Below are 24668 nucleotides of genomic sequence, written 5' to 3'. Positions count from 1 at the left end.
TATTCAGGTTTCGAACATGTGATAATTTTATACCGAAAGATAAAAAAGTAAGAAAACATCTGTAAATTGGGAGAACTATGGAAAGTAGAAATATCATATCTTTGGTATCATCATTATAGAAATCAAAAGAAACACCGGTGGATTTCACAGTGCAGGCACGCAAGACGATAAAGGGATAATGAAGGAGTAGGAAAATGGGAAATAAAGAATATAAGATAGGACCATTGCAATATTTTGCCTACGGTACAGGTAACTTTGCATCACAGCTGTCCTGGACGATGGTAAGTACATATCTTGCAGTTTTTTACACGGATGTTTTTGGCCTGCAGGCCGGTGCAGTTGCAGTTTTGTTCCTGGTGGCAAAGGTCTGGGATGGAATCAATGACCCAATGATGGGCGAGATCATGGAGCATACGCATACACGCTGGGGAAGATTCCGTCCGTATGTCGCAATCGGTGCACCGCTTTTAGTTCTGTTCACCATACTGACGTTTACAGTGCCAAGCTTCGGCGGTACTGCAAAGCTGGTTTACGCGTATGTTACTTATATCGGACTCGGAATGATCTACACAATGACAAACGTACCGTATCAGGGACTTCCGGCAGTTATGACGACAGACTCTTCCAAGATCAACCGTTTAAATACGGCACAGATGATGGGTATGGTATTGGGAATGATCCTTTTGAACCTGTTTACACTTCCGCTGGTTGAATTCTTCGGACGTGGAGATGCAACGGCAGGTTATCAGAAAACAGCAGGTATTTTTGCACTGATCGCCCTTCCGATGTTCTGGTTCTGCGCGAAGACCTGTAAAGAGACCGTGATTGTCCGCAAGGAGCATCAGGTACCGGTCAAGGAATCCATGAAGCTGATCTTCAAAAATAAGAACCTGATGATGATCGTGCTTTACACCATCTTAAATATGATGGGAATGCTCGGAAGAATCGGAGTTGCAGTTTACTATTATATGTATGTGGTACAGGATTTCAGATTCATTACTGTATTCATGATGATGCAGATGCTGGTAGGTGCGGTTGTTATGCCGTTTGCACCGAAGGTGATGGAGAAATTCGGGAAAAGAAACACTATTATATTTGCACAGATCGTGCAGGCAGCAGGCTTAATCATGATGGTATTCGGGCCATATAAGAACATCCCGTATCTGTTCGTCTGTCATATCGTGTATGGCTGCGGTTACATTGCAGGACCATGCGGAGCATGTATGATCGTAGATGCATTGGATGACATGGACTTAAAGACAGGTGTCCGTACAGACGGAACGGCTTTCTCATTAAACGGACTCGGCTCAAAGCTTGGACCAGCTATTGGTTCTGCTCTTGGAATGGCAGTGATCGGATGGTTTGGATATCAGGCAGGACAGGATGTGACTCCTCATGTTCAGAAGGGAATCACGATCGCAGCAAATGTGATCCCGGCCATCGTATATCTGCTTGGAATCATCCCGGTTCTGATCTATGACCTGAAAGAATCCGATATGCCGGCGATCAGAGAGAAACTTAGAATCCGCAATGAGGAACGTGAGAGACAGCATCAGGCAGCTATGGCAGAAAAAGAGCAGTAAGAGCTGACATGTCATAAAGCAGAGCTATAGAATTAGAAATACCATAAGTCAGCAATACAATGGATAGAAAAACTGTCTTTATATGGAGTATAGAAATAAGTCTTCAAGAAAGGAAAGGTAATCGTTATGGAAAAAGTAAGAGTAGGTATTGTAGGATGCGGCGGAATTGCAAATCAGAAACATCTTCCGTCTTTAAAGGCAAACGCAGAGCTGAATGAGGTCGTGGCATTCTGCGACATCATCGAAGAGAGAGCAGTGAAGGCTGCAAAGGAGTACGGTACAGCAGACGCTAAGGTTTACACAGATTACAATGAGCTTGTAAATGACCCAAATGTGGATGTGGTTCATGTGTGTACTCCAAACGTGGCACACTGCCCGATCACAGTAGCAGCATTCGAGGCTGGAAAGCATGTTATGTGCGAGAAGCCGATGGCACACTGCACATCTGATGCACAGAAAATGCTGGATGCATGGAAAAAATCAGGAAAGAAGTTTACCATCGGTTATCAGAACCGTTTAAGAGATGATACACAGACACTGCACGCATCCTGTGCAGCGGGAGAATTGGGAGATATCTATTTTGCAAAGGCACACGCATTAAGAAGAAGAGCCGTTCCTACCTGGGGTGTGTTCCCGAACAAGGCTCTGCAGGGCGGCGGTCCTCTGATCGATATCGGAACCCATGCGCTGGATATCACACTTTGGATGATGGACAACTACGAGCCGGTATCTGTATCCGGACAGGTGTTCTACAAATTAGGACGTCAGGCAGACGGACCGGACGGAAATGTATTTGGACCTTGGGATCCGGAGACATTTGAGGTAGAAGATTCTGCATTCGGCCTTGTAAAAATGAAAAATGGCGCAACGATCTACCTGGAGGCATCCTGGGCATTGAATGTCCTGAAATCCATGGAAGCATCCACCACATTGTGCGGAACAAAGGCTGGTGCTGAGATCCACCACGGCGGAAGCTATCCGCAGGATGAACTGATCTACAATACAGTAGAGCATAACCAGCTGATGGAGAAGACGATCTCCCCAGCCGGAGTCGTTGACTTCTTCGAGGGCGGAGCATCTGCAGAAGGTGTGAGAGAACAGAAACAGTGGTTAGAGGCTATTATCAATGACACAGAACCGCTTGTAAAACCAGAGCAGGCATTTGTAGTAACTCAGATCCTGGAAGGAATTTATAAATCTGCTGAGACTGGCAAAGAGGTATTTTTCTAAAAAGAAGTATAACAGTGGACACAACATTTCCCCGGAAAAAGATTTTTCCGGGGAAATGTTCCAAAAGAGAGAATTGAATAAGAAAAGGAGTCTGATCAAATGTTTCCAAGACAAATGTATAATCCGGATGGATTTAAAAATGTGGAAAAAGACGGAAAAGTAATAGGGTTCCAGTTTGATATGAAGATCCAGTATTACCGCGGCGTCACCCTTTCCATTATCAGAAATATCGAAGTAAATGTAGACGGGACAGAGTATCCGAGGGAGTCTATCCGTTTCACAGTAAATGATGAAACCTTCACATTGGAGGAGATGCGTACGGTGATCAGCAACCGCTGGCTGTTCGGCCAGTATGCGACCGTTACCGTTTTGACAGACGGGGGCTTAGAAGCAGGAGCGCATCACATCAAGTGTACCCAGACAATCGCACCATCATATATGCCGATGATCCTTGTAAATGCCGGCGAATATGATTTTGAAATTTAAGAAGGAGGAGAGACTTATGGATTACAAGATTGGAAGAAGTGTCTCTTTATACAGCTACCAGCAGGAATATTATGAAGGGAAGATCGACCTGGAAGGCTGCATCAGAGAAGTGGCAAAGACAGGGGCTACCGGGATTGAGCTTTTAGCAGAGCAGATGGTAGATGAATTCCCGAATATCTCCGACGCGTTTGTGGACAAATGGTTTGGCTGGATGGACAAATACGGTACAGTACCGACCTGCTACGACGCATTTTTGGAGAACCACATCTATGACAACCGCATGTGCACCTTAAGAGAACAGGTCGACATGATGAAACGTGACATCGACCTTGCCAACAGGCTCGGTTTCAAGACCCTGCGTACTCTGGTCTCCACACCGATGGACGTGATCGAGGGCAGCATCGGATATGCAGAGGAAAAGGATGTTAAGATCTGTCTGGAGGTGCATTCTCCATTCTCTCTGAATTCAGGATGGGCAGACGGATATATGGAAATGATCCTGCGCACAGGAACGAAATACTTCGGATTCATGCCGGACTTCGGCATCTTCTGTAAATCTGTGCCGGATGTACTGCGTGACCAGGCCCGCAGAAGAGGTGTCAGCGAGGATATCATCAAAGTAGTGGATGAAGCGTTTGAGGAACGGGTCAGAAAAGGATTTGTAAAGATCAAATATGACCTGAATCTCGGAAAAGCAAACCACGAGTACCGTGTAGCAAACGGAGAACCAGAGCTGATGGAAAAAGTGAAAGCACTGGGCGGTGATGCAACAGCACTTGGCTATGCCGCATCTACCTTTGCATATACCTGGTGTGACCCACAGGATATCATCGATAATATCCAGTATATTTACCATACACATGCAAAATTCTACAACATGCATGAAGATTACGAAGAGACATCCATTCCGATCAGGGAAGTGGTAGCTGCTTACAAAAAGGCAGGATACCATGGATATCTGTCTTCAGAATATGAAGGAAACGGACTCTTGAACGATGCACTTGAGGTGGACAGCATTGAGCAGGTACGCAGACAGCAGGAAGCACTTAGAAGAGCGATCGAAGAGTAGGAAGAGCGTGTAAGTGAGAAAATAAAATATAGGGTAGACCGATATGGGCCGCGCGGGCAGGGAAACTGCCGCGCGGCTTATTATATGGGGGACAGCAATAGCTGCAGAGTAAGGTATTAAATTTCTATAAAGTAATTGTATTTTGTGATGTGCAGTGATATATTGATTTTACATCAAAATCACAGACTCATTTTATTCTTAAAAATCGCGGGTCTGTTTTCACTTTCTTTTGGTTAGGGGAGAGTTCTGAATTTCTTGGTGGTTCGACCGGGCATTCAATTTTGGTGAAATAATAATTAAATAGGGTAGATATGTCGGATAATAAGATTGTCTTTTGGTTTAAGTGTGTGCAGGAAAGTCATGGTGCTTTATTAAGGATACCATGAAAGGTTTGTTATTGAGGCAGCACTAGATTGAACATAGCAGCACTATTCTGTATAATAAAAGTATACCCATAGGGCATCCCTTTTAGGTATCGTTTCGGCTCATAATACTTTTTTAAAGGGAGTCCTTTTATATGTATTGATAGTAACTGTTCATGGTTCTGAACAGTTACTATTTGTAGATATATAGGGAAAGGCAAAAGTGATGATACGTGAAATCTTTCTGACATAATCCTGCCCAAGAAGGAGGAGACATCATGTCAGAAAAAGGTAACATTGCGTATCAAAACAAGGATATTACTGCAAAGTATTTGGAGGAGCATTTTACATCAAAAAGCTTTTCGGTGTACGGAATCGATGTTCCGAAAATCGTACAGGTACTGCCTACAAACCTGCCCATTATAGAGGCAAATGAGTTAAGGCTTGATAATTTGTTTTTGCTTGAAGACGGTTCACTTGCACTTGTGGACTACGAGAGTGTTTATGCGGATGTGCATAAGATTAAGTATTTGAATTATATTATCCGCACGTTAAAACGGAGTATGAACCAGGAAAATATTATGCGCCCGATCAGGATGATCGTGATTTATACAGCAGATATCAAGCCGGAACAGACACGTCCAAAACTGGATGTAGGCTGCCTGCAGTTTCATCTGGAAGAGGCATTTCTGATGAAGCTTGATTCTAAGAGAATTGAGTCTGATATATGTAGGAGATTAGATCGGGGAGAAGAGCTTACAGAGGAAGAACTGATGCAGTTCATTATTCTGCCTCTTACATATGAAGGAAAAACCCGGAAACAGGAGTGTATCAGACGTTGTTTTGAGATGGCAAAGAAGGTAGAGGATGAGACGAAACAGATATTTCTGCTGGCAGGTATGCTGGTGTTTTCAGACAAAGTAGTTGATACGGAAGATTCTAAGAGAATACAGGAGTGGATTATGATGACAAAAGTTGCAAAGCTGTTTGAAGAGGAAAAAATTGAATATGGAAGACTGGCTTCGGAAAAGGCAGCCAGAGAAAGCGAGGAAAGGTTAATAAAGAAAATGCTTGTTAGAGGGGATGCTGTGGAAGATATCATGGATATCGTGATCAGTCTTACGGAAGAGGATGTCAGGAAGCTGAGCGAAGAGATCAATAAGAATTAGTAAGGGTTAATAAAGGGTAAGTAAATACAGATATTAAATATTTCATATCTAAATTAATATCTTATTATAAAAAGTATTCAATTCTAAGAAATCAAGGTTAAATATATAATCAATTTACCCCGAAAAGATATGATTTTGACGGGCTGTATTCCCTTTCTTTCTTTAAAATATACTTAAAGGTAAATTTAAAGGAAGAAAGGATACAGCGATTATGAAAGAGTATGATGCACAGATCGGAGTGATCGCAGCCGGACCATCCGGACTGGCGGCGGCTGTTCAGGCTGCCCAGATGGGTGCGAAGGTTGTCGTTCTGGAGAAGGCTGCTGCTGTCGGCGGCGCTGCGAACATGGGTATGGGACCTCTGGGAATCGGAACTCATTTCCAGAAAGAGCAGATGATAGACATCAGTGTGGAAAAGGCTTTTAAAATGTTTATGGATTATACACATTACAATGTTGATGCAAGACTGATCAAGAGATATTTCTCACAGTCTGCGGAGACTATCGAGTGGCTGGAGGATATGGGAGTTGAGTTTGAAGGTGCATTCCGATATTTCCCGCAGTCTGAGGCTACCTGGCATATCGTAAAGACAGACCAGGGGATCGGTCCGAGAGCCGCATCCTTTATGAACAGAGCGCTTTATCAGACAGCGCTGGAACTTGGTGTTACGATTCTTCTGGAACATCCGGTAAAATCGGTGATCAAAGAAGGAAACAAGGTGGTCGGAATCCTTGCTAATGATCCGAATGGGGAAGAAGTCCGCGTAAACTGTCCTGCAGCAATCATTTGTACAGGCGGTGCGGGTGCAAATAAGAAGATGATCAAGGAGTTAGTTGGTCTGGAGCATGGTAAAGAAGTCTTTAACTTCGCGATCCCGGGAATCATGGGAGACGGACTGAAGATGGCATGGGAGGCAGGTGCAGACCAGCTTCCGGTCCGCATCGAGATGGCAGCGGATTTAGGTGGAGGTGACCCGACGACAGGCGGTGTGACCAACATTATGAAGCAGCCGAACCTGCTTGTTAATAAAATGGGAAAAAGAATCATGAACGAGGACTACATGCAGAATACGACCTATCTGAGCAATGTGGCAAATCATCAGAAGGACAAGACCTGTTTCTCTATTGTAGATACTTCGATTGTAAAATATTATATCAAAAACGGAGTAGATGTGACCAGTCTCGTGACTCCTGACCCGGATGTCTCTGATTTTTATGAGGGGATCGAGATGCTGCTTGAAAATGGTTCTACCAACTATTTCGTGGCAGACACGATTGAGGAGCTTGCCGAAAAGGCAGGGATCGACGTAGAGAATCTCAAAGCGACAGTCGATGAATATAACTATTTCTGCGATACACGTGATTTGGAATTTTACAAGGATCCAAAATACCTTCGTCCGCTGTTTAAGCCGCCTTATTATGCGGCAGCGATTCATCCGGGCGGATATGGGACAGTAGGCGGCGTGCGCATCAATGAAAATTGTGAGGCATGTGACAAAGAGTTCATGCCGATACCCGGATTATACTGTGCGGGTGCGGACTCCTGTAATATTTACGATGACAGCTACATGTTCCTGCTTCCTGGAAATTCCATGGGATATGCCGTGAATACCGGGCGCATCGCCGGGATGAGTGCGGTGGAATATGTAAACAGATCAGGAGAGGAGGAAGCAAAATGCCAGTAATTACAATTGACGGAAAACAGCTGGAAGTGCCTGAAAATCAGTGCGTATTGGAAAGTGCCCTCCAGAATGGAATCTACATCCCGCATCTGTGTCATCACCCGGACCTGCCAGAAAATGGCTCCTGTCGGATGTGTATTGTAGAGGTGGAGGGAGAAGATGAGGTAGTCACTTCCTGTACCTTGAGACCAAAAGATGGAATGGTGATTCGGACAAAAAGTGAAAAGATCGATAAACTGCGTTCCCTGGCACTGGACCTTTTGCTGGCAGGGCATCCGGAGGACTGCTCAACTTGTCCGAAATATGGAAACTGTGAACTGCAGACTCTGATGCAGTATTTAGGCGGGGCAAGTTCACGCATGAGACACCGGGCAAAGGGATTTAAAGCCAATGAGGAAAATCCTCTGTTGACGCATGACATGAACCGCTGTGTTCTCTGCGGCAGATGTGTCAGGGCATGTAATGATTTAAGAGGAGTCGGTGTTTTACAGTATCAGAAGAAGAACACAGAGGTTTACGTCGGCGCCCTTCATAATAAACTGCTCAAAGATGCGGACTGCCGTTTCTGTCAGGCATGTGCGGAGGTCTGCCCGACGGGTACCATCCGTGACAAGCTGATGATGGCAGATACACAAGGGAAGACGAAGGAGGATGTGGTTGTACCTTGCCGCGCTGCCTGTCCGGCACACACAGATGTTCCGCGTTATATCCGTTTCGTAAAGGAAGGAAAATACGACGAGGCGGCAGCGGTGATCCGTGAGAAGGTTCCGTTCCCGAAGGCATTGGGATACATATGTAACCATGTATGTGAACTGGATTGTAAACGCAAAGAGATCAATGAAGCCATGTCCATCCGTGATATCAAGCGTTATGCGGCAGAGGCGGACACCGGCTCCTACTGGAAGGGGAAGGGCAAACAGCTTGCGGATACCGGAAAGAAGGTCTGCATCGTTGGCGCAGGCCCGGCCGGAATGACGGCGGCTTATTACCTTAGAAAGCAGGGACATGACGTAACGATCAAAGAAGCTCTTCCGTCAGTCGGCGGGATGATGAGCTATGGAATTCCCGAATATCGTTTACCAAGAGAAATCGTAGATGAGGAGTTCCAAGTGATCCGCGAGGCCGGGGTACATACCGAGCTGAATACAAGAGTAGAGAATCCGGCCGGGCTTTTAAAAGAGTATGATGCAGTTCTGATGGCAGTCGGAACACACAAAGGAGTACGCCTGCCGATAGAGGGAAGTGATCTTCCCGGAGTTCTGATCAATACAGATTTCCTGAGAAATGCAAGCCTCCATCAGGAGACCGGACTGGGAAAAAGAGTGGTTGTACTTGGCGGTGGAAACGTAGCTTTTGACTGTGCAAGAACGGCAAAACGTCTGGGTGCAGAGGAAATTCACCTTGCCTGTCTGGAAGCAAGGGAGAAAATGCTCGCAGATGATGAGGAGATTAAGCAGGCACAGGAGGAAGGCATTCAGGTACATCCTGCACAGACTTTCGAAAGAATTACAGGTGAAAAGACCGTGACCGGAGTGGATTTCATGAACGTGCTCTCTTTTACCTTTGACGAGAACCGCCGTGCAGTGATCAAAAAAGAAGAAGGCTCCGAGCATCATATTGACGCAGATACGGTGATCTTTGCAACCGGACAGCGTCCGGATATCACGGAAGAGGCAGGATTGAAACTGGGACGGGGCAACAGCATTGTTGTCAGGGACGGCAGTCTTGCCACAGAAGTGGAAGGAATTTTTGCGGCAGGTGATGCGGTGTATGGAACAAAGTCTGTCATCCAGGCTATTGCATCGGGAAGAGACGCTGCAAGTGAGATTGACCGGTTCTTAGGGGGCGACGGTGATATCAGTGAAAAACTGGCTCCTGAGGAAGAGGCTGATGCATGTATCGGTAAAATAGAAGGTTTCGCGTACCAGAAGAGAGCGAAAGCACAGGTAGAGGCTCCTGAAAACAGGATGGACAATTTTTCAAAGATCGACCATGGAATCTGTGATAGTGAGATCTGCGGTGAGGCAGGACGATGCCTGCAGTGTGACCTGAGGCTTAAGATAACACCTCCAAGGCTTTGGGGTGACTATGAAGCAAAGGAGGAGAGAGTATGAGCGCATTAGAAAAAGCAAAGCAGGCAGGAAGAGAAACCACTGTTGAAAAAATCAGACAGTCAGGCCTAAAGGAATTTGGCGTTTATGCAGAAAACCTGGCCGATAAGATCGAACGGATCCAGGCAGAACATACAGAGTATGACGGCCCGCTTATGGCAGCAGGTGCATTGAATAATGAAGATACCGAGCAGATGCTTCTTTTCCTTGCAGAGGAAATGCCTGAGAAGGTGCTGGACGGATTAAGTGTCCTCTCCTATCTTGTGGGGGCAGAGGAAAGCATCCTGTATGTGCCTGAGGGCAGGGATGAGCTTCGGAACATGCTAAAGCAGAAGGCTGAGAAACTGGGAGTTTCCGTTCAGATAGAAGAAGGAATTGCGGATGTGCGTCGTCTGCGGGGCAGCATCATCAGCCATATAGAGACATTGGCGGCACTTTCTGATGTTATCGGGGAGTGCTATGAACCAGGGACTTATGTCTGTATCAAGATAAAATCAGCAGTGGATACAGAATATAAGACCACGTATCAGACAGAGTGCATGGATCCGGTATTTGTACCTTATGGTACAAAGCCGGCGAGCCTGATACCGGAAGATCTGGAAGGGATCAAAGCCGTTAAGATAGGGTCTCATTTATATGACCCTCCGGTCCTGGATGTAGAGATTACAGATGAGACAGATCTTGGAAACGGCGTGATCACGATTTTCACAGACCGCTGCTGTATGATTGCGGCTTCTGAGGAACAGCTGCTGGAAAAGAGAAAAGCAAGCTGTGGAAAATGTACCTTCTGCAGGGAAGGTCTTGGCCAGCTTTACACCAGGATTCATGAGATCACAATAGGAAAAGGCGATTTTGCCGGATTAGACATCATGAAGGAGCTTGGAGAGGCAATGCCGTTTTCATCCCTGTGCTCCCTGGGACAGAGAGGAGCGGACTTCACAATAGATACCCTTCGTTTATTTCCGGAGGAATACGAAGCACATATCAAGAAGAGAAAATGTCCGTCCGGCCAGTGTGCAGCATTTATCAACATGTATATCGATCCGTCGGCATGTACCGGATGCGGAAAATGTATCCCGTCCTGTCCGGTGGACTGCATCGAGGGTCTGCCCGGATATATCTACATGATCGAGGATATCGATTGTACCAAATGCGGAAAATGTATGGAAGTCTGCGAAGAGAATGCGATCATAAGAACCGAAAAACGAGTGCCGTCCCTGCCGGACAGACTCACCCGCGTCGGTCGGTTCAAAAGATATTAATACGAAGAAAAAGATGAATTTTAAGAATATTCTGAAAACGGAGAGCAAAGGGGTCAGACCCCTTTGAAAATAGGAGGAAAAAATGAAGGTTTTAGGAATTAATTTTGGCGGACGTAACATGAAGTGTTCAGAAATTATGATCAAGGAGGCTCTTTTTGCAGCAAAAGAGGCTGGGGCGGAAGTGGAATTTATCCGCACGATCAACATGCGGATCGATCACTGCTCTGGCTGCGGTGTATGCAGCACGAAGCGTGACCAGGGTGAGAATGTCCGCTGTATCAAGAAGGATGATTACCTTGCATTAGAAGAAAAGATTCTGGATGCAGACGGTCTGATCGTGGCTGCCCCGGTATTCTCAGTGGGAATCACAGGACAGATCAAGAACTTCATCGACCGTTTTGGTGCCGCACATGACAGGGCAGCACTGGATGAGATCCAGAAGAAGAGAATCGCAGAAGGCAAAACAGGAGATGAGCTTTTAGATCCTCGTTACTTTAAGAAACGTTATGTGGGCTATATTTCCGTCGGCGGTGCAGATACTCCGCACTGGGTAGCTTTTGGTCTTCCGATCATGAACATGTTCGGAACCTCCATCCACATGAAAACGGTTGGACAGCTTGACGCATATGGACAGGGACAGCGTGCAAATCCGGTATTTGACGAGGAGCTGATGTCACAGTGTCGTGAACTTGGAAAACGTATCGTGGAAGCGGACGGCAAAGAGTATGACGAAGTAGAATGGTTCGGCGAGGAAGGTGTATGTCCGGTCTGCCATGGAAAAGTTATGATGATGGACAATGCTCCAGAAGTTGTATGTGCAACATGCGGGGTAAAAGGCACAATGTACATGGAAGACGGTGAAGTGAAATACAGCTTCAAGGAAGAGGATCTGAAAAATTCCAGAATGAACATGGAAGGCCTGTATGACCATTATTGGGAGATCGAGCACATGAAGGAAGTCTGCATCCCGAAAATCGTGAACAATAAAGAGTGGCTGGATGAACAGCTTCAGAAATACAAAGATTTTGATAAAGTGATCGCGGAAATGTAAGAAACAGAAGCTGACCAGATCAGACAGGCCCTCTGTAGAGCAGAAGAGAAGCATTTAGTCTCTGCTTTACAGGGGGCTTTTCTGGCAGAATTTTGAAGTATGACCGGATGTAAAAGGGCGTATGTAAAAGCGCATACAAAAAGAGGTTGGAAAGAAGGAGAGTTTAGGAATGAACGAAGAGATTAGAACATTGATCCAGAATTTTTATAAGGAGTTTTTTAACGGACATGATGTGGAGTCGGCGAAAAAATATGTGCGTGAGGATTACATCCAGCATAATCCGGGACTGGGACAGGGGCGTCAGGCACTGATGACAGCTTTTGCGGAGAAGTTCCGGGAACACCCTGAATTCCGGCTGGAGATCAAGTGGATGATCGTGGAGGGAGATATGGCAGCAGTCTATCTGAAAAATGTGGGAGAGGACGGAAACACAAGATGCCGGGTAGTCGATTTTTACCGGGTCAAGGACGGAATGCTGGCAGAGCATTGGGACGTATTACAGGAAGTAAAATATTAATTTAAATTGAAAAAAATTAATTCGCAGTGAAAAAAGGTAAATAAAATGTAATGATATGAATAAAAAACTGCTATATAATATGACGTTTATGGCAAATATCAGAAAGTTGGTTTATCAAAACCGTGATAAGATACAAATAGAAAAAGAAATTCGATGGAAATAAATGATAGGAGGATTTGAATATGAAATTAGGATTTGTAAGTGCCATTTTGGATCAGAGCAGCTATGAGGAGATGATGGACACAGCAAGTGAGCTGGGATTCGGGTGTGTGGAAGTAGCATGCTGGCCGCAGGGAAAAGCCGAGAGAAGATATGCAGGCGTATCACATATTGATGCAGAGCGGGTGCTCACTGACCCGGCATATGCAAAGCATATTCTGGATTATGCGAGCCAAAAAGGCGTGGAGATCTCTTCTCTTGCATACTACCCGAATACGCTGGATCCAGATCTTTCAAAGCGTGAGACTGCTGTAGAACACTTAAAGAACCTGATCAAGGCCAGCAGCATGCTGGGAATCAATATGGTGACCACATTCATCGGCCGCGACCAGAGTAAGACAGTGGAAGAAAACCTGGAGCTTGTAAAAGAAGTATGGCCGTCCATCATAGAGACTGCCGAGCAGGAAAATGTAAAGATCGCTATTGAGAACTGCCCGATGCTTTTCGACGGGGATCAGTGGCCGGGAGGACAGAACCTGATGACAACTCCGGCAAATTGGAAAAAGGTATTTGAGATACTGCCAAGCAAGAACCTGGGAATCAACTATGACCCATCTCATTTTGTATGGCAGATGATCGACTACATCAAACCGATCTACGAATTTAAAGATAAGATCTTCCATGTACATTATAAAGACATTAAAGTATATCCTGACAGATTACAGGAAGTCGGTATCATGGGATATCCTCTGCAGTTCATGTCACCGAAGCTTCCGGGTCTTGGAGATGTAGACTGGGGCAGATATGTTAGCGCTTTGACAGATATCGGATATGACGGATATACCTGCATCGAGGTCGAGGACAAGGCTTTTGAAGGAACAGCGGAAAAAGTGAGAAAGAGCCTTGAGTTAAGCAAGAAATATATGGAGCAGTTTGTAATCTAAAAGTAAGCAAAGCTGTAAGAAGAAACAGACGTTGAATTAGAATATCAGGAGATGAGAAAATGGAAAAAATGAAATTAGGAATCGTAGGTTTTGGGTTTATGGGACACTGCGATGCAGATATGATGAAGACCTTTGATGAGATCGAATTAAAAGCCGTGGCGGATACAAATCCGGAGCAGTTAAAGGACGCACCGGAAGGTGTAGAGACATATAACTGTATAGAGGACATGCTGGAGCACGCAGATATTGATGTTGTGATGATCTCCACACCAAACCCAAGCCATTTGGAAATGGTAGAAAAATGTGCAGCTGCCAAGAAGCATATTATCTGTGAAAAACCGGCAGCTATGACTGTCGCACAGTTTGACAGGATGGTGGAGGTAACCAGGGAAAACAAAGTGATCTTTACCGTACACCAGCAGAGAAGATGGGACAAGGACTACCGCATTATGAAGGAAGTCTATGACAGGAAAATGGTAGGAGATGTCTACATCATCAAATCCCAGCTCTACGGTTTCAACGGAAACATGCATGACTGGCATGTGTACCCGGAGATGGGCGGAGGAATGCTCTATGACTGGGGTGTACATCTGATCGACCAGATGCTGGATATGATCGATTCCCCGATCGATTCCCTGTATGCGGATTTAAGAAATGTTATCAACGAGAAGGTGGATGATTTCTTCAAGATCATCTTGAAATTTAAAAACGGGATCACCGCCGAGATTGAGCTTGGAACCTACTATTTGACGCCGAAGAGGGCATGGTTTATCGGAGGAAATACAGGAAGCGCCATGATCGACGGTTTTGCAGGGGAAGGAAAGATCGTCCGTACGGCACATCTCCTTGAAAATGTACCGGGTAAGATCACGATGACGGCAGCAGGTCCGACAAGAAGCTTCGGCCCGGCAGCACCAGGACTCCTGGTTGACGAGCCGCTTCCAGAGGTGGATGTGGCACAGCGAGATTATTTTGTACATTTCCTGAAAGCATTCAATAAGGAAGAAGAAATTATCGTAAAGCCAGAACAGGTCAGAAGAGTGCTGGCAGTTATGGAGGCAGTCCGTGAGTCCGCAAGGACAGGAGAAGCGATCCGTTTTGAACACGAATAGCCATAGACGATAGAAGATGGTGAAAATCATGAATCGTAAAAAAATAGCAGTTTCTATCTTTATGATCGCATTTGCATTCGGATTGAACATTACAGGGATCATGCCGATCTTAGGTATTTTGAATAAACAATATGCGGCACAGGGGACAAGCGCGGTGCAGATCCTGCAGACCATCCCCTATGCACTTTTGATGGCAGGTTCACTTGTCATCGGGTGGCTGACATCCAAATTCAGTAAGAGAAACATCGCAATGGCCGGACTGACTGTAATTGGAATCTGTGGGATACTGCCGTTCTTCCTGAACGGATATGGTATGCTGCTGGTATCCAGGATCCTGATCGGGTTTGGCTTCGGGATCACTTCCCCGATCAATACTGCGATCGTAGCGGAATTCTTTCAGCCGAACGAACGCCCGGCTTATCTTGGACTTCACGTGGTTGGGATGGGCGTGGGAAGTATGGCAGGCAATCTGATCGGAGGTGCGCTTTCAGGACTGGGGTATCGTTTCTTTTATCTGGTTTATATGATCGCTTTCATCTCACTTGTGGGAGTCAGGCTCCTATTGCCAGATACACCGCCATCAAAGGAGGCAAAAGCCGGAAAGGCAAAACTGAATGCAAAGGTATACCTGATCTCAGGTGCCTCTTTTGTACATACGTTATTCATCACTGTATACAATACCAACATTGCGATCTATGTGTTAGAGCAGATCACGAAAAATACAGCCGTCACAGGTGTTGTGACAGCACTTAATGCTGCATTTGCATTGATGGTAGGGGCAGGCTTTGCATTTATCTCCAGATTTCTGGGCAGACATACACTGCCTGTTTCAATTTTGCTGGCTGCGGCGGGATATGGGGCGATCCTTCTGATTCCCGGTATGGCGGGGGTTTATATTGGAAGTGCGTGCTGCGGGGCATCTCTAAGCTGCTTTATGGCACAGTGCTCATACCTGATCTCCCTCTCTGTCAAAATGGAAGCCGTGGCAAAAGCAAGTGGAGTGTTTGCAGTCATCGGAGGGATCGGCGGGTTGATCTCTCCCCTGCTTTTAGGAACAGTTTCCGCAGGTGTTTTCGGAAGCAATACTGCAGAAAATCAGTTTTTGATCAGCGGGATCGGTATGGCTGTGTTATGTGTCGTAACATGGGGCTTCACTCTTTGTGAAGCAAAGAGAAAAGAAAAGACAGCAGAGGCGTATATTTCAGGATAGAATATGACAAAATAAAAGGTACATCAGACAGCAGGACGCTGTTGATGTACCTTTTTCCTTTTCATTTAGTTAAGAAAAGAATAGTCCGGTGATTCAGGATCTATATTTGTGATTTCTTTCTTCTCAGCACTTACGCTTACGAAGAATTCAATATTATTCTCTTTGGAAATCTTATTCAATTTTTCAAGGAAATAAGGGAGGCTGTCAAGGGAAATGTCTGCCTGCTTCAATACACCATCAATAAAGATCGTCTCAATATCGTGGTTACCGGCTACCATGCCATATATGAAACCAACAAACTCTTCTAGAGTTGAAATGTCTTTGTAATCTGCCATACAGATTGCACGGACGTTGAAGTCTACGCTGTATGTATCACGATGACTCTTTTTAACTAAAACTACGTTACCGTTGGAAGTTTTCACCTTCTCATTTGCAAGTTCGATCATTTGCTGTGTCTTTCCGCTGCCCTTAGGACCTGTTATTAAATTTACCATGGCGAATCTCTCCTTTATGTATGTTATTTGAGCCAAACACTGCTCAGATATCTTATGACTATTATACACTAAAGTGCCGCCAGTAACAACTAAAAAAAGGATAAATTGCACAAAAAGAAAAAATAAAATTGGAGTGGTAACAAGAAGCATTTGCAGGAGGGAAAAGAGATGCCGGCAGAGGTATTGTTTTATTTTTTTCAACATAAAAATGCACAGGTGAGGCTTAGATTTCAGATTGTATTTCAATGTGCACCGCTGTTAAAGGGGATGAGGGTATCCTGCGGTATTATGCTGGAGAATTCACTGTACTATGGATTAGAGTCTGTTTTAAAAGATACAGGGATTACTTATAAGAAACTTCTGGAAACAGGGGATAGAATCATGGTTTTATTTTATCGGGAGAAGGAATTGGGGGAGTATCTCAACCGGATCGGCACAAGGAGTTTCCTGCGTGATTATGGATATGAAGAGATGGGGCTTTCCAAAATGCTGGACCGCCTCGTCATGCGTGCGGCGCTATTCGCAGAAAAGCAGATCGGATTTCCTCATGAAATTGGTATTTTCCTTGGTTATCCGCTGGAAGATGTAAAGGGATTTATTGAAAATGAGGGGAAAAGATATGTGCTGTCCGGATATTGGAAGGTCTACAGCGATCCGGCCCGGGCAGAGTGGACCTTCCATCAGTATGATGAGGCGAAAAATCGTGCTGTTAATGAATTTTTGACGGGAATGAATATCTGTGGGATCATAAAGAACAAACTGTAGATCCCGGTTATGATCTCTATAGTGTTTTCAAAAGCGGGGAAAGAAGAGATAAATAATTTGATTGACAAATGTATTCCTTCACGCATAAGATAAACTTGTATGCAAAAGACTACAAAGATGAATGGGGGAACGCACATGAACCAAAACATGATAATAGGTATACTCATTCCCTTCGCGGGGACAACATTAGGCGCAGCAATGGTATTCTTTATGCGCAGGGAAATGAACGAAAAGCTTCAGAAGGCCCTTTTAGGCTTTGCATCAGGAGTCATGATCGCAGCATCCGTTTGGTCCCTTCTGATCCCTGCCATCGATATGGCTGAGGAAGGCGGAGGAATCGCATGGATCCCGGCGGCAGTTGGTTTCCTTTTAGGAATGGGATTTTTGCTGCTTTTAGATACTGTGACACCGCATATGCATCTGACCGGAGATGAGGAAGGGGTGAAATCCAACTTCAAGAAGACAACCATGCTCGTTCTCGCAGTAACACTGCACAATATTCCCGAAGGTATGGCTGTTGGCGTTACGTTCGCAGGCGTGGCGTCGGGAAATACGACAATGTCCCTGGCTGGAGCATTTGCTCTGTCCATTGGTATAGCTATTCAGAATTTCCCGGAGGGGGCGATCATATCCATGCCTCTGAGAGGGGAAGGCGTCTCAAAGACGAAAGCCTTCGTATACGGAACTCTTTCCGGCATTGTTGAGCCTATCGCCGCGGTAATCACTATACTGCTGACAGGCCTGGTGGTGCCGATCCTGCCGTATCTGCTCGCGTTTGCAGCCGGGGCGATGATCTACGTTGTTGTGGAAGAGCTTATCCCTGAGGCACAGGCAGAACCACATACCAACATCAGTACCATCGGAGTGGCTGTCGGATTTACGCTCATGATGATTCTGGACGTGGCATTAGGATAGGAAAGACGCGTCATACTGTTCATGCTGCCTGTTACCAAAATGCAGATGTGATGCATCTTCCCAGTTTTCCGGCGCCTTTTGCTCAATCTTAGAGAAAAGGTCTTGACTTATTTTAACATTCTTCTTATAATAAGTAAGAATATTGCAGAAACGTTGATGAGGAATAGTAAGAGCCTATCGTTTTCAGAGATCTGCCGGGCGGTGCGAGGCAGAAACGTAATCTCCCAACTCCCCTCGGAGTTCTTTTATTGAAAGGATAGTAGATAAAAGCGGGTCTTCCCGTTACAGAAGCAATGAGTGCATCTGGATGATCAGATGAATGAGAGTGGTACCACGGAAATCAAAGCCTTTTCGTCTCTTAATTGAGAAGAGAAGGCTTTTTTATGATATCAGGAAAATCTTCTGGAATGTCCTGATATCATAAGAACTCACCGGGGGATGCACACGCCGCAATAAGGGATATAACCGCTTTTGCGGCATCGCGGCGGCGCTAAACTGTGCAAGCCTCTCATGAGTGGGGGATTTGAAGTGGGCTTGCCCACTTCTTATGTTGGAAACCCGTCAGGATTTTCAATGAAATGTGTAAAAAATGGAAAGACAAAAGAGATCTAAACAGGAGGAATCGAAAAATGTCTAAGATTGTGTACAATCACAAGGCTGTTGAGAAAAAATGGCGTGAAAATTGGGCTCAGAACCCGGTAAATCCCAAGGTGGATGACAACGGCAATAAGAAAGAAAAATATTACTGCCTGGATATGTTTCCGTATCCGTCAGGCAACGGCCTTCATGTAGGACACTGGAGAGGTTATGTTATCTCCGACGTATGGAGCCGTTATAAATTACTCCAGGGATATTATATTGTACATCCGATGGGATGGGATGCTTTCGGTCTGCCGGCGGAAAACTATGCCATCAAAATGGGGGTTCATCCGGCTATCTCTACAGCAGAGAATGTGAAGAACATCAAGCGCCAGATCAATGAGATCGCAGCTTTATATGACTGGGATATGGAGGTCAATACTACAGATCCTGATTTCTACAAATGGACCCAGTGGATTTTTGTGAAAATGTTTAAGGAAGGGCTTGCTTACGAGAAGGAATTCCCGATCAACTGGTGCCCGTCCTGTAAGACAGGTCTGGCAAATGAAGAGGTTGTCAATGGAAAATGTGAGCGCTGCGGTACAGAGGTAACAAAGAAGAACCTGCGCCAGTGGATGCTTAAGATCACCAAGTATGCAGACCGCCTGTTAAATGACTTAGATAAACTGGACTGGCCGGAAAAGGTAAAGAAGATGCAGTCTGACTGGATCGGAAAATCTTACGGTGCAGAGGTGGATTTCCCGGTTGAAGGAAGAGAGGAAAAGATCACTGTATACACAACAAGGCCGGATACTCTGTATGGCGCAACATTTATGGTGCTCGCACCGGAGCATGAACTGGCTGCAAAGTTAGCCACACCTGAGACAAAAGAAGCAGTAGAGAAATACATTTACGATGCTTCTATGAAGTCCAATGTTGACCGTCTGCAGGATAAAGAGAAGACAGGAGTCTTCACAGGAAGCTATGCGATTAATCCGTTAAACGGCGCAAAGACACCGATCTGGCTTTCTGACTATGTACTGGCTGATTATGGTACAGGTGCGATCATGTGTGTACCTGCACATGATGACCGTGACTTTGAATTTGCTAAGAAATTCGATATTCCGATCATTCAGGTCATCGCGAAAGACGGAAAAGAGATCGAGGACATGACAGAGGCTTACACAGAGGCATCAGGAACCATGATCAATTCCGGGGATTGGAACGGCATGGAGTCCGCTGTCCTGAAGAAGGAAGCTCCTCATATTATAGAAGAAAAAGGTATCGGACACGCAACGGTCAATTACAAGCTGCGTGACTGGGTATTCTCCCGCCAGCGTTACTGGGGCGAGCCGATCCCGATCGTCCACTGCCCGGACTGCGGAGCCGTGCCTGTACCGGAGGAAGAGCTGCCGCTTCGTCTGCCGGAGGTAGAATCCTATGAGCCGACAGGAACAGGAGAGTCACCGCTTGCCGGAATCGACGAGTGGGTGAACTGCAAGTGTCCGGTCTGCGGAAAGCCGGCAAAACGTGAGACAAACACCATGCCTCAGTGGGCAGGATCTTCCTGGTATTTCCTGCGCTATGTAGACAGTCATAATGACAAAGAACTTGTTTCCAGAGAAAAAGCAGATGAGATGCTGCCGGTAGATATGTATATCGGCGGTGTAGAGCATGCAGTACTTCACCTTCTGTACTCCCGTTTCTATACCAAGTTCTTATACGATATCGGAGTGGTTGATTTTGATGAGCCGTTCCACAAGCTGTTCAACCAGGGGATGATCACCGGAAAGAACGGAATCAAGATGAGTAAGTCCAAAGGAAATGTAGTTTCACCGGATGATCTGGTAAGAGACTATGGATGCGACTCCCTGAGAATGTACGAACTTTTCGTAGGACCTCCGGAACTGGATGCAGAGTGGGATGACCGTGGAATCGACGGCGTAAACCGTTTCCTGAAACGTCTCTGGAACCTGCTTATGGACAGTAAGGAAAAAGAGGTCAAAGCAACAAAGGAAATGATCAAACAGCGCAACAGACTGGTTTGTGATATCACAACACGTCTCGAAAGCTTCAGCCTGAACACCGTTATCTCCGGTTTCATGGAATACAACAACAAATTTATCGAGATCGCGAAGAAAGAGGGCGGAATCGACAAAGAGACATTAGAAACAATCGCTGTACTTCTTGCTCCATTCGCACCACACTTTGCAGAAGAAATGTGGGAGCAGTTAGGTCATAACGAAACCGTCTTCAAGGCAGGATGGCCGACCTATGACGAGGCCCTGATGAAAGATGACGAGATCGAAGTAGCCGTGCAGATCAACGGAAAGACCAAAACAGTCATCACCATCCCGGCAGACGCCGATAAAGACACTGCAATAGCAGCCGGAAAAGAAGCCATTGCCGATAAACTGACAGGAAATATCATAAAAGAGATTTACGTTCCGGGACGAATCATAAACATTGTGCAAAAATAGGCAGTGCAAAAATAGAAGAAAGTGCGCTCATCCTGCTTGCAGGAATGAGAGCACTTTCTTTTATTTTTATAGGGCGTATGCCCGTCAAGCGAAGCGAACGGAGTTCGTGAGCTTGTAGCACTGCCGTAAAGGTAGAGGAAGCCTGATGAAGAAAGTGCGCTCATCCTGCTTGCAGGAATGAGAGCACCTTCTTTTATTTTTATAGGGCGTATGCCCGTCAAGCGAAGCGAACGAAGTTCGTGAGAGTGTGACTGTACGATCTCTCCTACTGTCTCGGGGGAATCAGCGGCGAACGCTGTTGCAGGTATCATCCCCGCTGTCAGCATGACAGCAAGAAGTGCTGCCATCAGTTTCTTTGTTTTTCCTTTTGGTTTCAAACTTTTCTCCTCCTTTAGTTATCTATGTCAGTACGATTTTTACCTGATGAATGCGTGCTTCCATAGATGTGATTATTATTTCGTTATACCAGCAACTGGTAGATTTGTAACCTGCTTATTTGAAAAAGAAAACAGACATAACGTTGAAAAAACGTGATAAAATGGGCGATTCTACTTTTCGTAGAGTGACAAAACAGCACTCAATCTTTATACTAAGAGAGAAAGGGGCGTTGTTTAATGGATGCAATATATACTGGGAAAAAGATATCATCACTTAGAAAAGAAAAAAGGATGACACAACGAGAGCTGGCAGAAAAGCTGAGCGTCACAGATAAAGCAGTAAGCAAATGGGAACGAGGAGTTTCCCATAGTTAAAGATACCACACCAAATATGATGAACCCACGCTTATACACTACTAGCTATAATAAAACTCAAGGACAGCAATTTGATACTGCTGTCTTTTCTTTTATAAAATTGCAGTACACAGAAAAAAGCTGTAAAATGAAAAATATATTTGTCCTTGTAACAATTTTCGGACATTTGCCTGTTATACTATCTGCAAAAAGTAAAGGAAGTGAGGATATGAAGCAGATTTTAATTGTCGAGGATGACAGTTTTTTGAATAAGATGTTGGCCTATAACCTGACCGCAGACGGCTACGGTGTGACTTCTGCCCTAAATGCCAGAACCGCAGCCGACGCCATCCGCCAGCGGGAATTTGATTTGGTGCTGCTGGACATCAACCTGCCGGATGGGAACGGTTTTGAGCTGTGCAAGAGGATAAAGCCCCAGCACCCGGACACCATCGTAATTTTCCTGACCGCCAACGATCAGGAGAGCGACCAGATACAAGGCTATGAGGTGGGTGCGGTGGACTACATCACAAAGCCCTTTGTGATCGGAGCCTTGCAGCGGAAAATCAAAGCCATGTTCGCCATGCTGGAACACCACAAACCAGCCAAGGATATTTACGATGACGGGCGGTTGTTTCTGGACTTTTCGGAGCAGGGGGCTTCCTTAAACGGCAAGCCCCTGACCCTATCCCCGATGGAGTACAAAATGCTGAACCTGTTCCGTAAAAATCCCCGGCAAGTGCTGACCCGTGGGCAGCTCTTGGAAAAGCTGTGGGATATAGACGAGAAGTTTGTGGACGAACACACTCTAACAACCTCCATCAGCCGGATTCGCAGCAAGATCGAATCCGACGGCGGCGCGCCCTACATCAAGACCGTTTACGGCATGGGCTATCAATGGACGGGAGGCGAGGCAAAATGATGTTTCAAAACCTCTCGGTAAAGCGGATGTTTGGCCGGGTGGCAATAGGACTTGTCCTTTCCATGTCCGGGATCACCATAGCCCTGTTTCTTGTGACAAAACAGACGGCGGTGCTGCTGACGGGCGGGGCGCTGCTGCCGTGCGCCCTTGTGGGGATTTTTGTACTGACGCAGGTGTTTGGAAAGCGGCTGTCACAATTCACCGCTGACCTATGCCAGACCTTAGACCACATGATCGCAGGGAATGAAGCGCCCCAGCGCCCGGAGAACAGCGAAACCCAGCTTGCCAGAATTGGACACCGGCTGGCAAGGCTTTACCAGATCATGCAGGAGAACCGCCGCCGGGTGGATGAGGAACGGCAGGAGTTACAGACCCTTGTATCGGATATTTCCCATCAGGTGAAAACGCCGGTAAGCAATCTGAAAATGGCGACGGACACCCTGCTGGAAAAGCCCATGACCGAGGCGGAGCGCACCGACTTTATCTGGGGAATCCGCAGCCAGACGGATAAGCTGGACTTTCTCTTTCAGGCCCTTGTGAAAACTTCCCGGTTGGAAACGGGCGTGATCCAGTTGGATAAGAAGCCGGGCCGCCTCTTTGATACCGTGGCACAGGCCATGAGTGGAATCGTGTATGCAGCGGAGAAAAAGGAAATCGCCGTATCCGTGGACTGCCCGGAAGATTTGACCGTTTCCCATGACAGCAAGTGGACATCCGAAGCCCTCTTTAACCTGCTGGACAATGCGGTGAAGTACACCCCGGCAGGCGGGAAAATCACGGTGTCGGTGGTGCTGTGGGAAATGTATGTGGAGATCAAAGTGACCGACACCGGCAAGGGCATTTCCGAAAGCAATCAGGCCGCCATCTTCCGACGCTTCTATCGTGAGGAAGAAGTACACGAGCAGCAGGGCGTGGGCATTGGCCTGTATCTGACCCGCGAGATCGTAACGCGGCAGGGCGGCTATATCAAAGTGGTTTCGGAGCCGGGCAAGGGTTCGGAATTTTCCATTATGCTGCCTACAAAATAGAACGCGGCGGACGGCCATTTCCGGCTGCCCGCCGTAAATTTTTTTGAAATGTCCGAGCGTTGTAACATTTCACCCCGATTTTCAATGAAATTTTTTAGCCGCTGTAACATTTCGCGGACATTTGGGTTTTACAATAGCCTTATCAACAGGCAGAAAGCCTTGAAAGGAGTTTTGAGTATGAGCGTTTTGCAGACGATTGATCTGAAAAAGTATTACGGCACAGAGCCGAACATTACCCGCGCCCTTGATGGCGTAAACTTCTCCGTGAACGATGGCGAGTTTGTGGCCGTTGTGGGAACCTCCGGCAGCGGCAAATCCACCCTGCTTCACATGATGGGCGGGCTGGACACCCCTACTTCCGGCAATGTGATTGTCCGGGACAAAGAACTGTCAAAAATGAACGACGAACAGCTCACCATCTTCCGCCGCCGCAACATCGGCTTTATCTTCCAGAACTATAACCTTGTTCCGATCCTGAATGTGTATGAGAACATCGTCCTGCCGGTGGAGCTGGACGGGGACACGGTGGATCAGAAGTTTTTGGACGAGATTGTTCACCTGCTGGGGCTGGAAGATAAACTGAAAAATATGCCGAACAATCTTTCCGGCGGACAGCAGCAGCGTGTGGCGATTGCCCGCGCTCTGATTACCAAACCGGCTATTGTGCTGGCCGACGAGCCGACCGGCAACCTTGACAGCAAGACCAGCGCCGAAGTGCTGGGGCTTATCAAGCGCACCAGTGCGGAGTTCCGGCAAACTGTTGTGATGATTACCCACAATGACGACATAGCCCGCCTTGCAGATCGGA

General features: G+C 46.2%; 22 protein-coding genes and 1 other annotated feature. Of the genes, 20 read left to right on the top strand and 2 right to left on the bottom strand.

The window, feature by feature from the left end:
- Positions 1 to 194 precede the first annotated feature (194 nt).
- From AC4OGX_RS20415 to AC4OGX_RS20355, 13 genes are all read left to right on the top strand, one after another.
- On the top strand, positions 195 to 1583 hold the full coding sequence (locus AC4OGX_RS20415) for an MFS transporter (protein ID WP_493332661.1): 1389 nt from the start codon (positions 195 to 197) through the stop codon (positions 1581 to 1583).
- A 126-nt stretch (positions 1584 to 1709) separates the two neighbouring features.
- Positions 1710 to 2813 carry a Gfo/Idh/MocA family protein gene (locus tag AC4OGX_RS20410; RefSeq protein ID WP_493332660.1) on the top strand — a complete coding sequence of 368 codons (1104 nt, stop codon included), beginning with the start codon at positions 1710 to 1712 and terminating at the stop codon, positions 2811 to 2813.
- Positions 2814 to 2912: 99 nt separating this feature from the next.
- Positions 2913 to 3299: a C-glycoside deglycosidase beta subunit domain-containing protein gene (locus tag AC4OGX_RS20405; protein ID WP_493332659.1), complete on the top strand. Its 387-nt coding sequence runs from the start codon at positions 2913 to 2915 to the stop codon at positions 3297 to 3299.
- 16 nt (positions 3300 to 3315) lie between these two features.
- Entirely contained in the window at positions 3316 to 4368 is a 1053-nt protein-coding gene (locus AC4OGX_RS20400; protein ID WP_493332658.1) for a sugar phosphate isomerase/epimerase family protein, read from the top strand.
- Between the two features lie 640 nt (positions 4369 to 5008).
- Positions 5009 to 5899, top strand: coding sequence for a hypothetical protein (locus AC4OGX_RS20395; protein ID WP_493332656.1), 891 nt, complete (start codon positions 5009 to 5011; stop codon positions 5897 to 5899).
- Positions 5900 to 6110: 211 nt separating this feature from the next.
- Positions 6111 to 7583, top strand: a complete 1473-nt coding sequence (locus AC4OGX_RS20390; RefSeq protein ID WP_493332655.1) for an FAD-dependent oxidoreductase — start codon at positions 6111 to 6113, stop codon at positions 7581 to 7583.
- Positions 7574 to 9694 (top strand): FAD-dependent oxidoreductase, encoded by a 2121-nt coding sequence (locus tag AC4OGX_RS20385; protein WP_493332654.1) that lies wholly within the window; start codon positions 7574 to 7576, stop codon positions 9692 to 9694. Before AC4OGX_RS20390 ends, AC4OGX_RS20385 begins: the two co-directional genes overlap by 10 nt.
- Positions 9691 to 10953 carry an NADH-ubiquinone oxidoreductase-F iron-sulfur binding region domain-containing protein gene (locus tag AC4OGX_RS20380; protein ID WP_493332652.1) on the top strand — a complete coding sequence of 421 codons (1263 nt, stop codon included), beginning with the start codon at positions 9691 to 9693 and terminating at the stop codon, positions 10951 to 10953. The genes AC4OGX_RS20385 and AC4OGX_RS20380 overlap by 4 nt, the downstream gene beginning before the upstream one ends.
- An 82-nt stretch (positions 10954 to 11035) precedes the next feature.
- On the top strand, positions 11036 to 12004 hold the full coding sequence (locus tag AC4OGX_RS20375) for a flavodoxin family protein (protein WP_493332651.1): 969 nt from the start codon (positions 11036 to 11038) through the stop codon (positions 12002 to 12004).
- Positions 12005 to 12173: 169 nt separating this feature from the next.
- Complete coding sequence (locus AC4OGX_RS20370) at positions 12174 to 12521, top strand: nuclear transport factor 2 family protein (RefSeq protein ID WP_493332649.1); 348 nt, start codon at positions 12174 to 12176, stop codon at positions 12519 to 12521.
- Positions 12522 to 12703: 182 nt separating this feature from the next.
- Positions 12704 to 13624 carry a sugar phosphate isomerase/epimerase family protein gene (locus tag AC4OGX_RS20365; RefSeq protein ID WP_493332648.1) on the top strand — a complete coding sequence of 307 codons (921 nt, stop codon included), beginning with the start codon at positions 12704 to 12706 and terminating at the stop codon, positions 13622 to 13624.
- Between the two features lie 59 nt (positions 13625 to 13683).
- Positions 13684 to 14736 (top strand): Gfo/Idh/MocA family protein, encoded by a 1053-nt coding sequence (locus AC4OGX_RS20360; RefSeq protein WP_493332646.1) that lies wholly within the window; start codon positions 13684 to 13686, stop codon positions 14734 to 14736.
- A gap of 28 nt (positions 14737 to 14764) precedes the next feature.
- Positions 14765 to 15946 (top strand): MFS transporter, encoded by a 1182-nt coding sequence (locus tag AC4OGX_RS20355; RefSeq protein ID WP_493332645.1) that lies wholly within the window; start codon positions 14765 to 14767, stop codon positions 15944 to 15946.
- A 65-nt stretch (positions 15947 to 16011) separates the two neighbouring features.
- On the opposite strand, the gene AC4OGX_RS20350 is transcribed toward AC4OGX_RS20355, so the two are convergent.
- Complete coding sequence (locus tag AC4OGX_RS20350; protein WP_493332644.1) at positions 16012 to 16440, bottom strand: hypothetical protein; 429 nt, start codon at positions 16438 to 16440, stop codon at positions 16012 to 16014.
- Between the two features lie 168 nt (positions 16441 to 16608).
- On the opposite strand from AC4OGX_RS20350, the gene AC4OGX_RS20345 reads away from it, so the two are divergent.
- The 3 genes from AC4OGX_RS20345 to leuS all read left to right on the top strand — a co-directional run bounded on the left by AC4OGX_RS20345 (position 16609) and on the right by leuS (position 21179).
- The gene (locus AC4OGX_RS20345) at positions 16609 to 17205 is read left to right on the top strand and encodes a DUF3793 family protein (protein WP_493332642.1); all 597 of its coding nucleotides are present in this window, start codon (positions 16609 to 16611) and stop codon (positions 17203 to 17205) included.
- A gap of 135 nt (positions 17206 to 17340) precedes the next feature.
- Complete coding sequence (locus tag AC4OGX_RS20340) at positions 17341 to 18120, top strand: ZIP family metal transporter (protein WP_493332641.1); 780 nt, start codon at positions 17341 to 17343, stop codon at positions 18118 to 18120.
- Positions 18121 to 18264: 144 nt separating this feature from the next.
- Positions 18265 to 18482, top strand: a binding site (T-box leader).
- A gap of 267 nt (positions 18483 to 18749) precedes the next feature.
- Positions 18750 to 21179 carry a leucine--tRNA ligase gene (gene leuS, locus AC4OGX_RS20335; protein WP_493332640.1) on the top strand — a complete coding sequence of 810 codons (2430 nt, stop codon included), beginning with the start codon at positions 18750 to 18752 and terminating at the stop codon, positions 21177 to 21179.
- On the opposite strand, the gene AC4OGX_RS20330 is transcribed toward leuS, so the two are convergent.
- On the bottom strand, positions 21140 to 21556 hold the full coding sequence (locus AC4OGX_RS20330; RefSeq protein WP_493332639.1) for a hypothetical protein: 417 nt from the start codon (positions 21554 to 21556) through the stop codon (positions 21140 to 21142). The genes leuS and AC4OGX_RS20330 overlap by 40 nt on opposite strands.
- Before the next feature lie 237 nt (positions 21557 to 21793).
- On the opposite strand from AC4OGX_RS20330, the gene AC4OGX_RS20325 reads away from it, so the two are divergent.
- The 4 genes from AC4OGX_RS20325 to AC4OGX_RS20310 form a co-directional block, all read left to right on the top strand.
- Entirely contained in the window at positions 21794 to 21931 is a 138-nt protein-coding gene (locus AC4OGX_RS20325) for a helix-turn-helix domain-containing protein (RefSeq protein ID WP_493332638.1), read from the top strand.
- A 208-nt stretch (positions 21932 to 22139) separates the two neighbouring features.
- Positions 22140 to 22832, top strand: a complete 693-nt coding sequence (locus AC4OGX_RS20320; RefSeq protein WP_493332637.1) for a response regulator transcription factor — start codon at positions 22140 to 22142, stop codon at positions 22830 to 22832.
- A complete protein-coding gene (locus tag AC4OGX_RS20315) occupies positions 22829 to 23860 on the top strand; it encodes a sensor histidine kinase (protein WP_493332636.1) in 1032 nt (343 codons plus the stop codon). The genes AC4OGX_RS20320 and AC4OGX_RS20315 overlap by 4 nt, the downstream gene beginning before the upstream one ends.
- Before the next feature lie 177 nt (positions 23861 to 24037).
- Positions 24038 to 24668: ABC transporter ATP-binding protein (locus AC4OGX_RS20310; RefSeq protein ID WP_493332635.1), on the top strand; the 631-nt coding region annotated here is incomplete at its 3' end.

The sequence above is a fragment of the Faecalicatena sp. genome, from assembly GCF_058819085.1.
The sequence above is the reverse complement of the archived record's forward strand: the minus strand, read 5'-3'. Positions and strand labels throughout refer to the sequence as shown.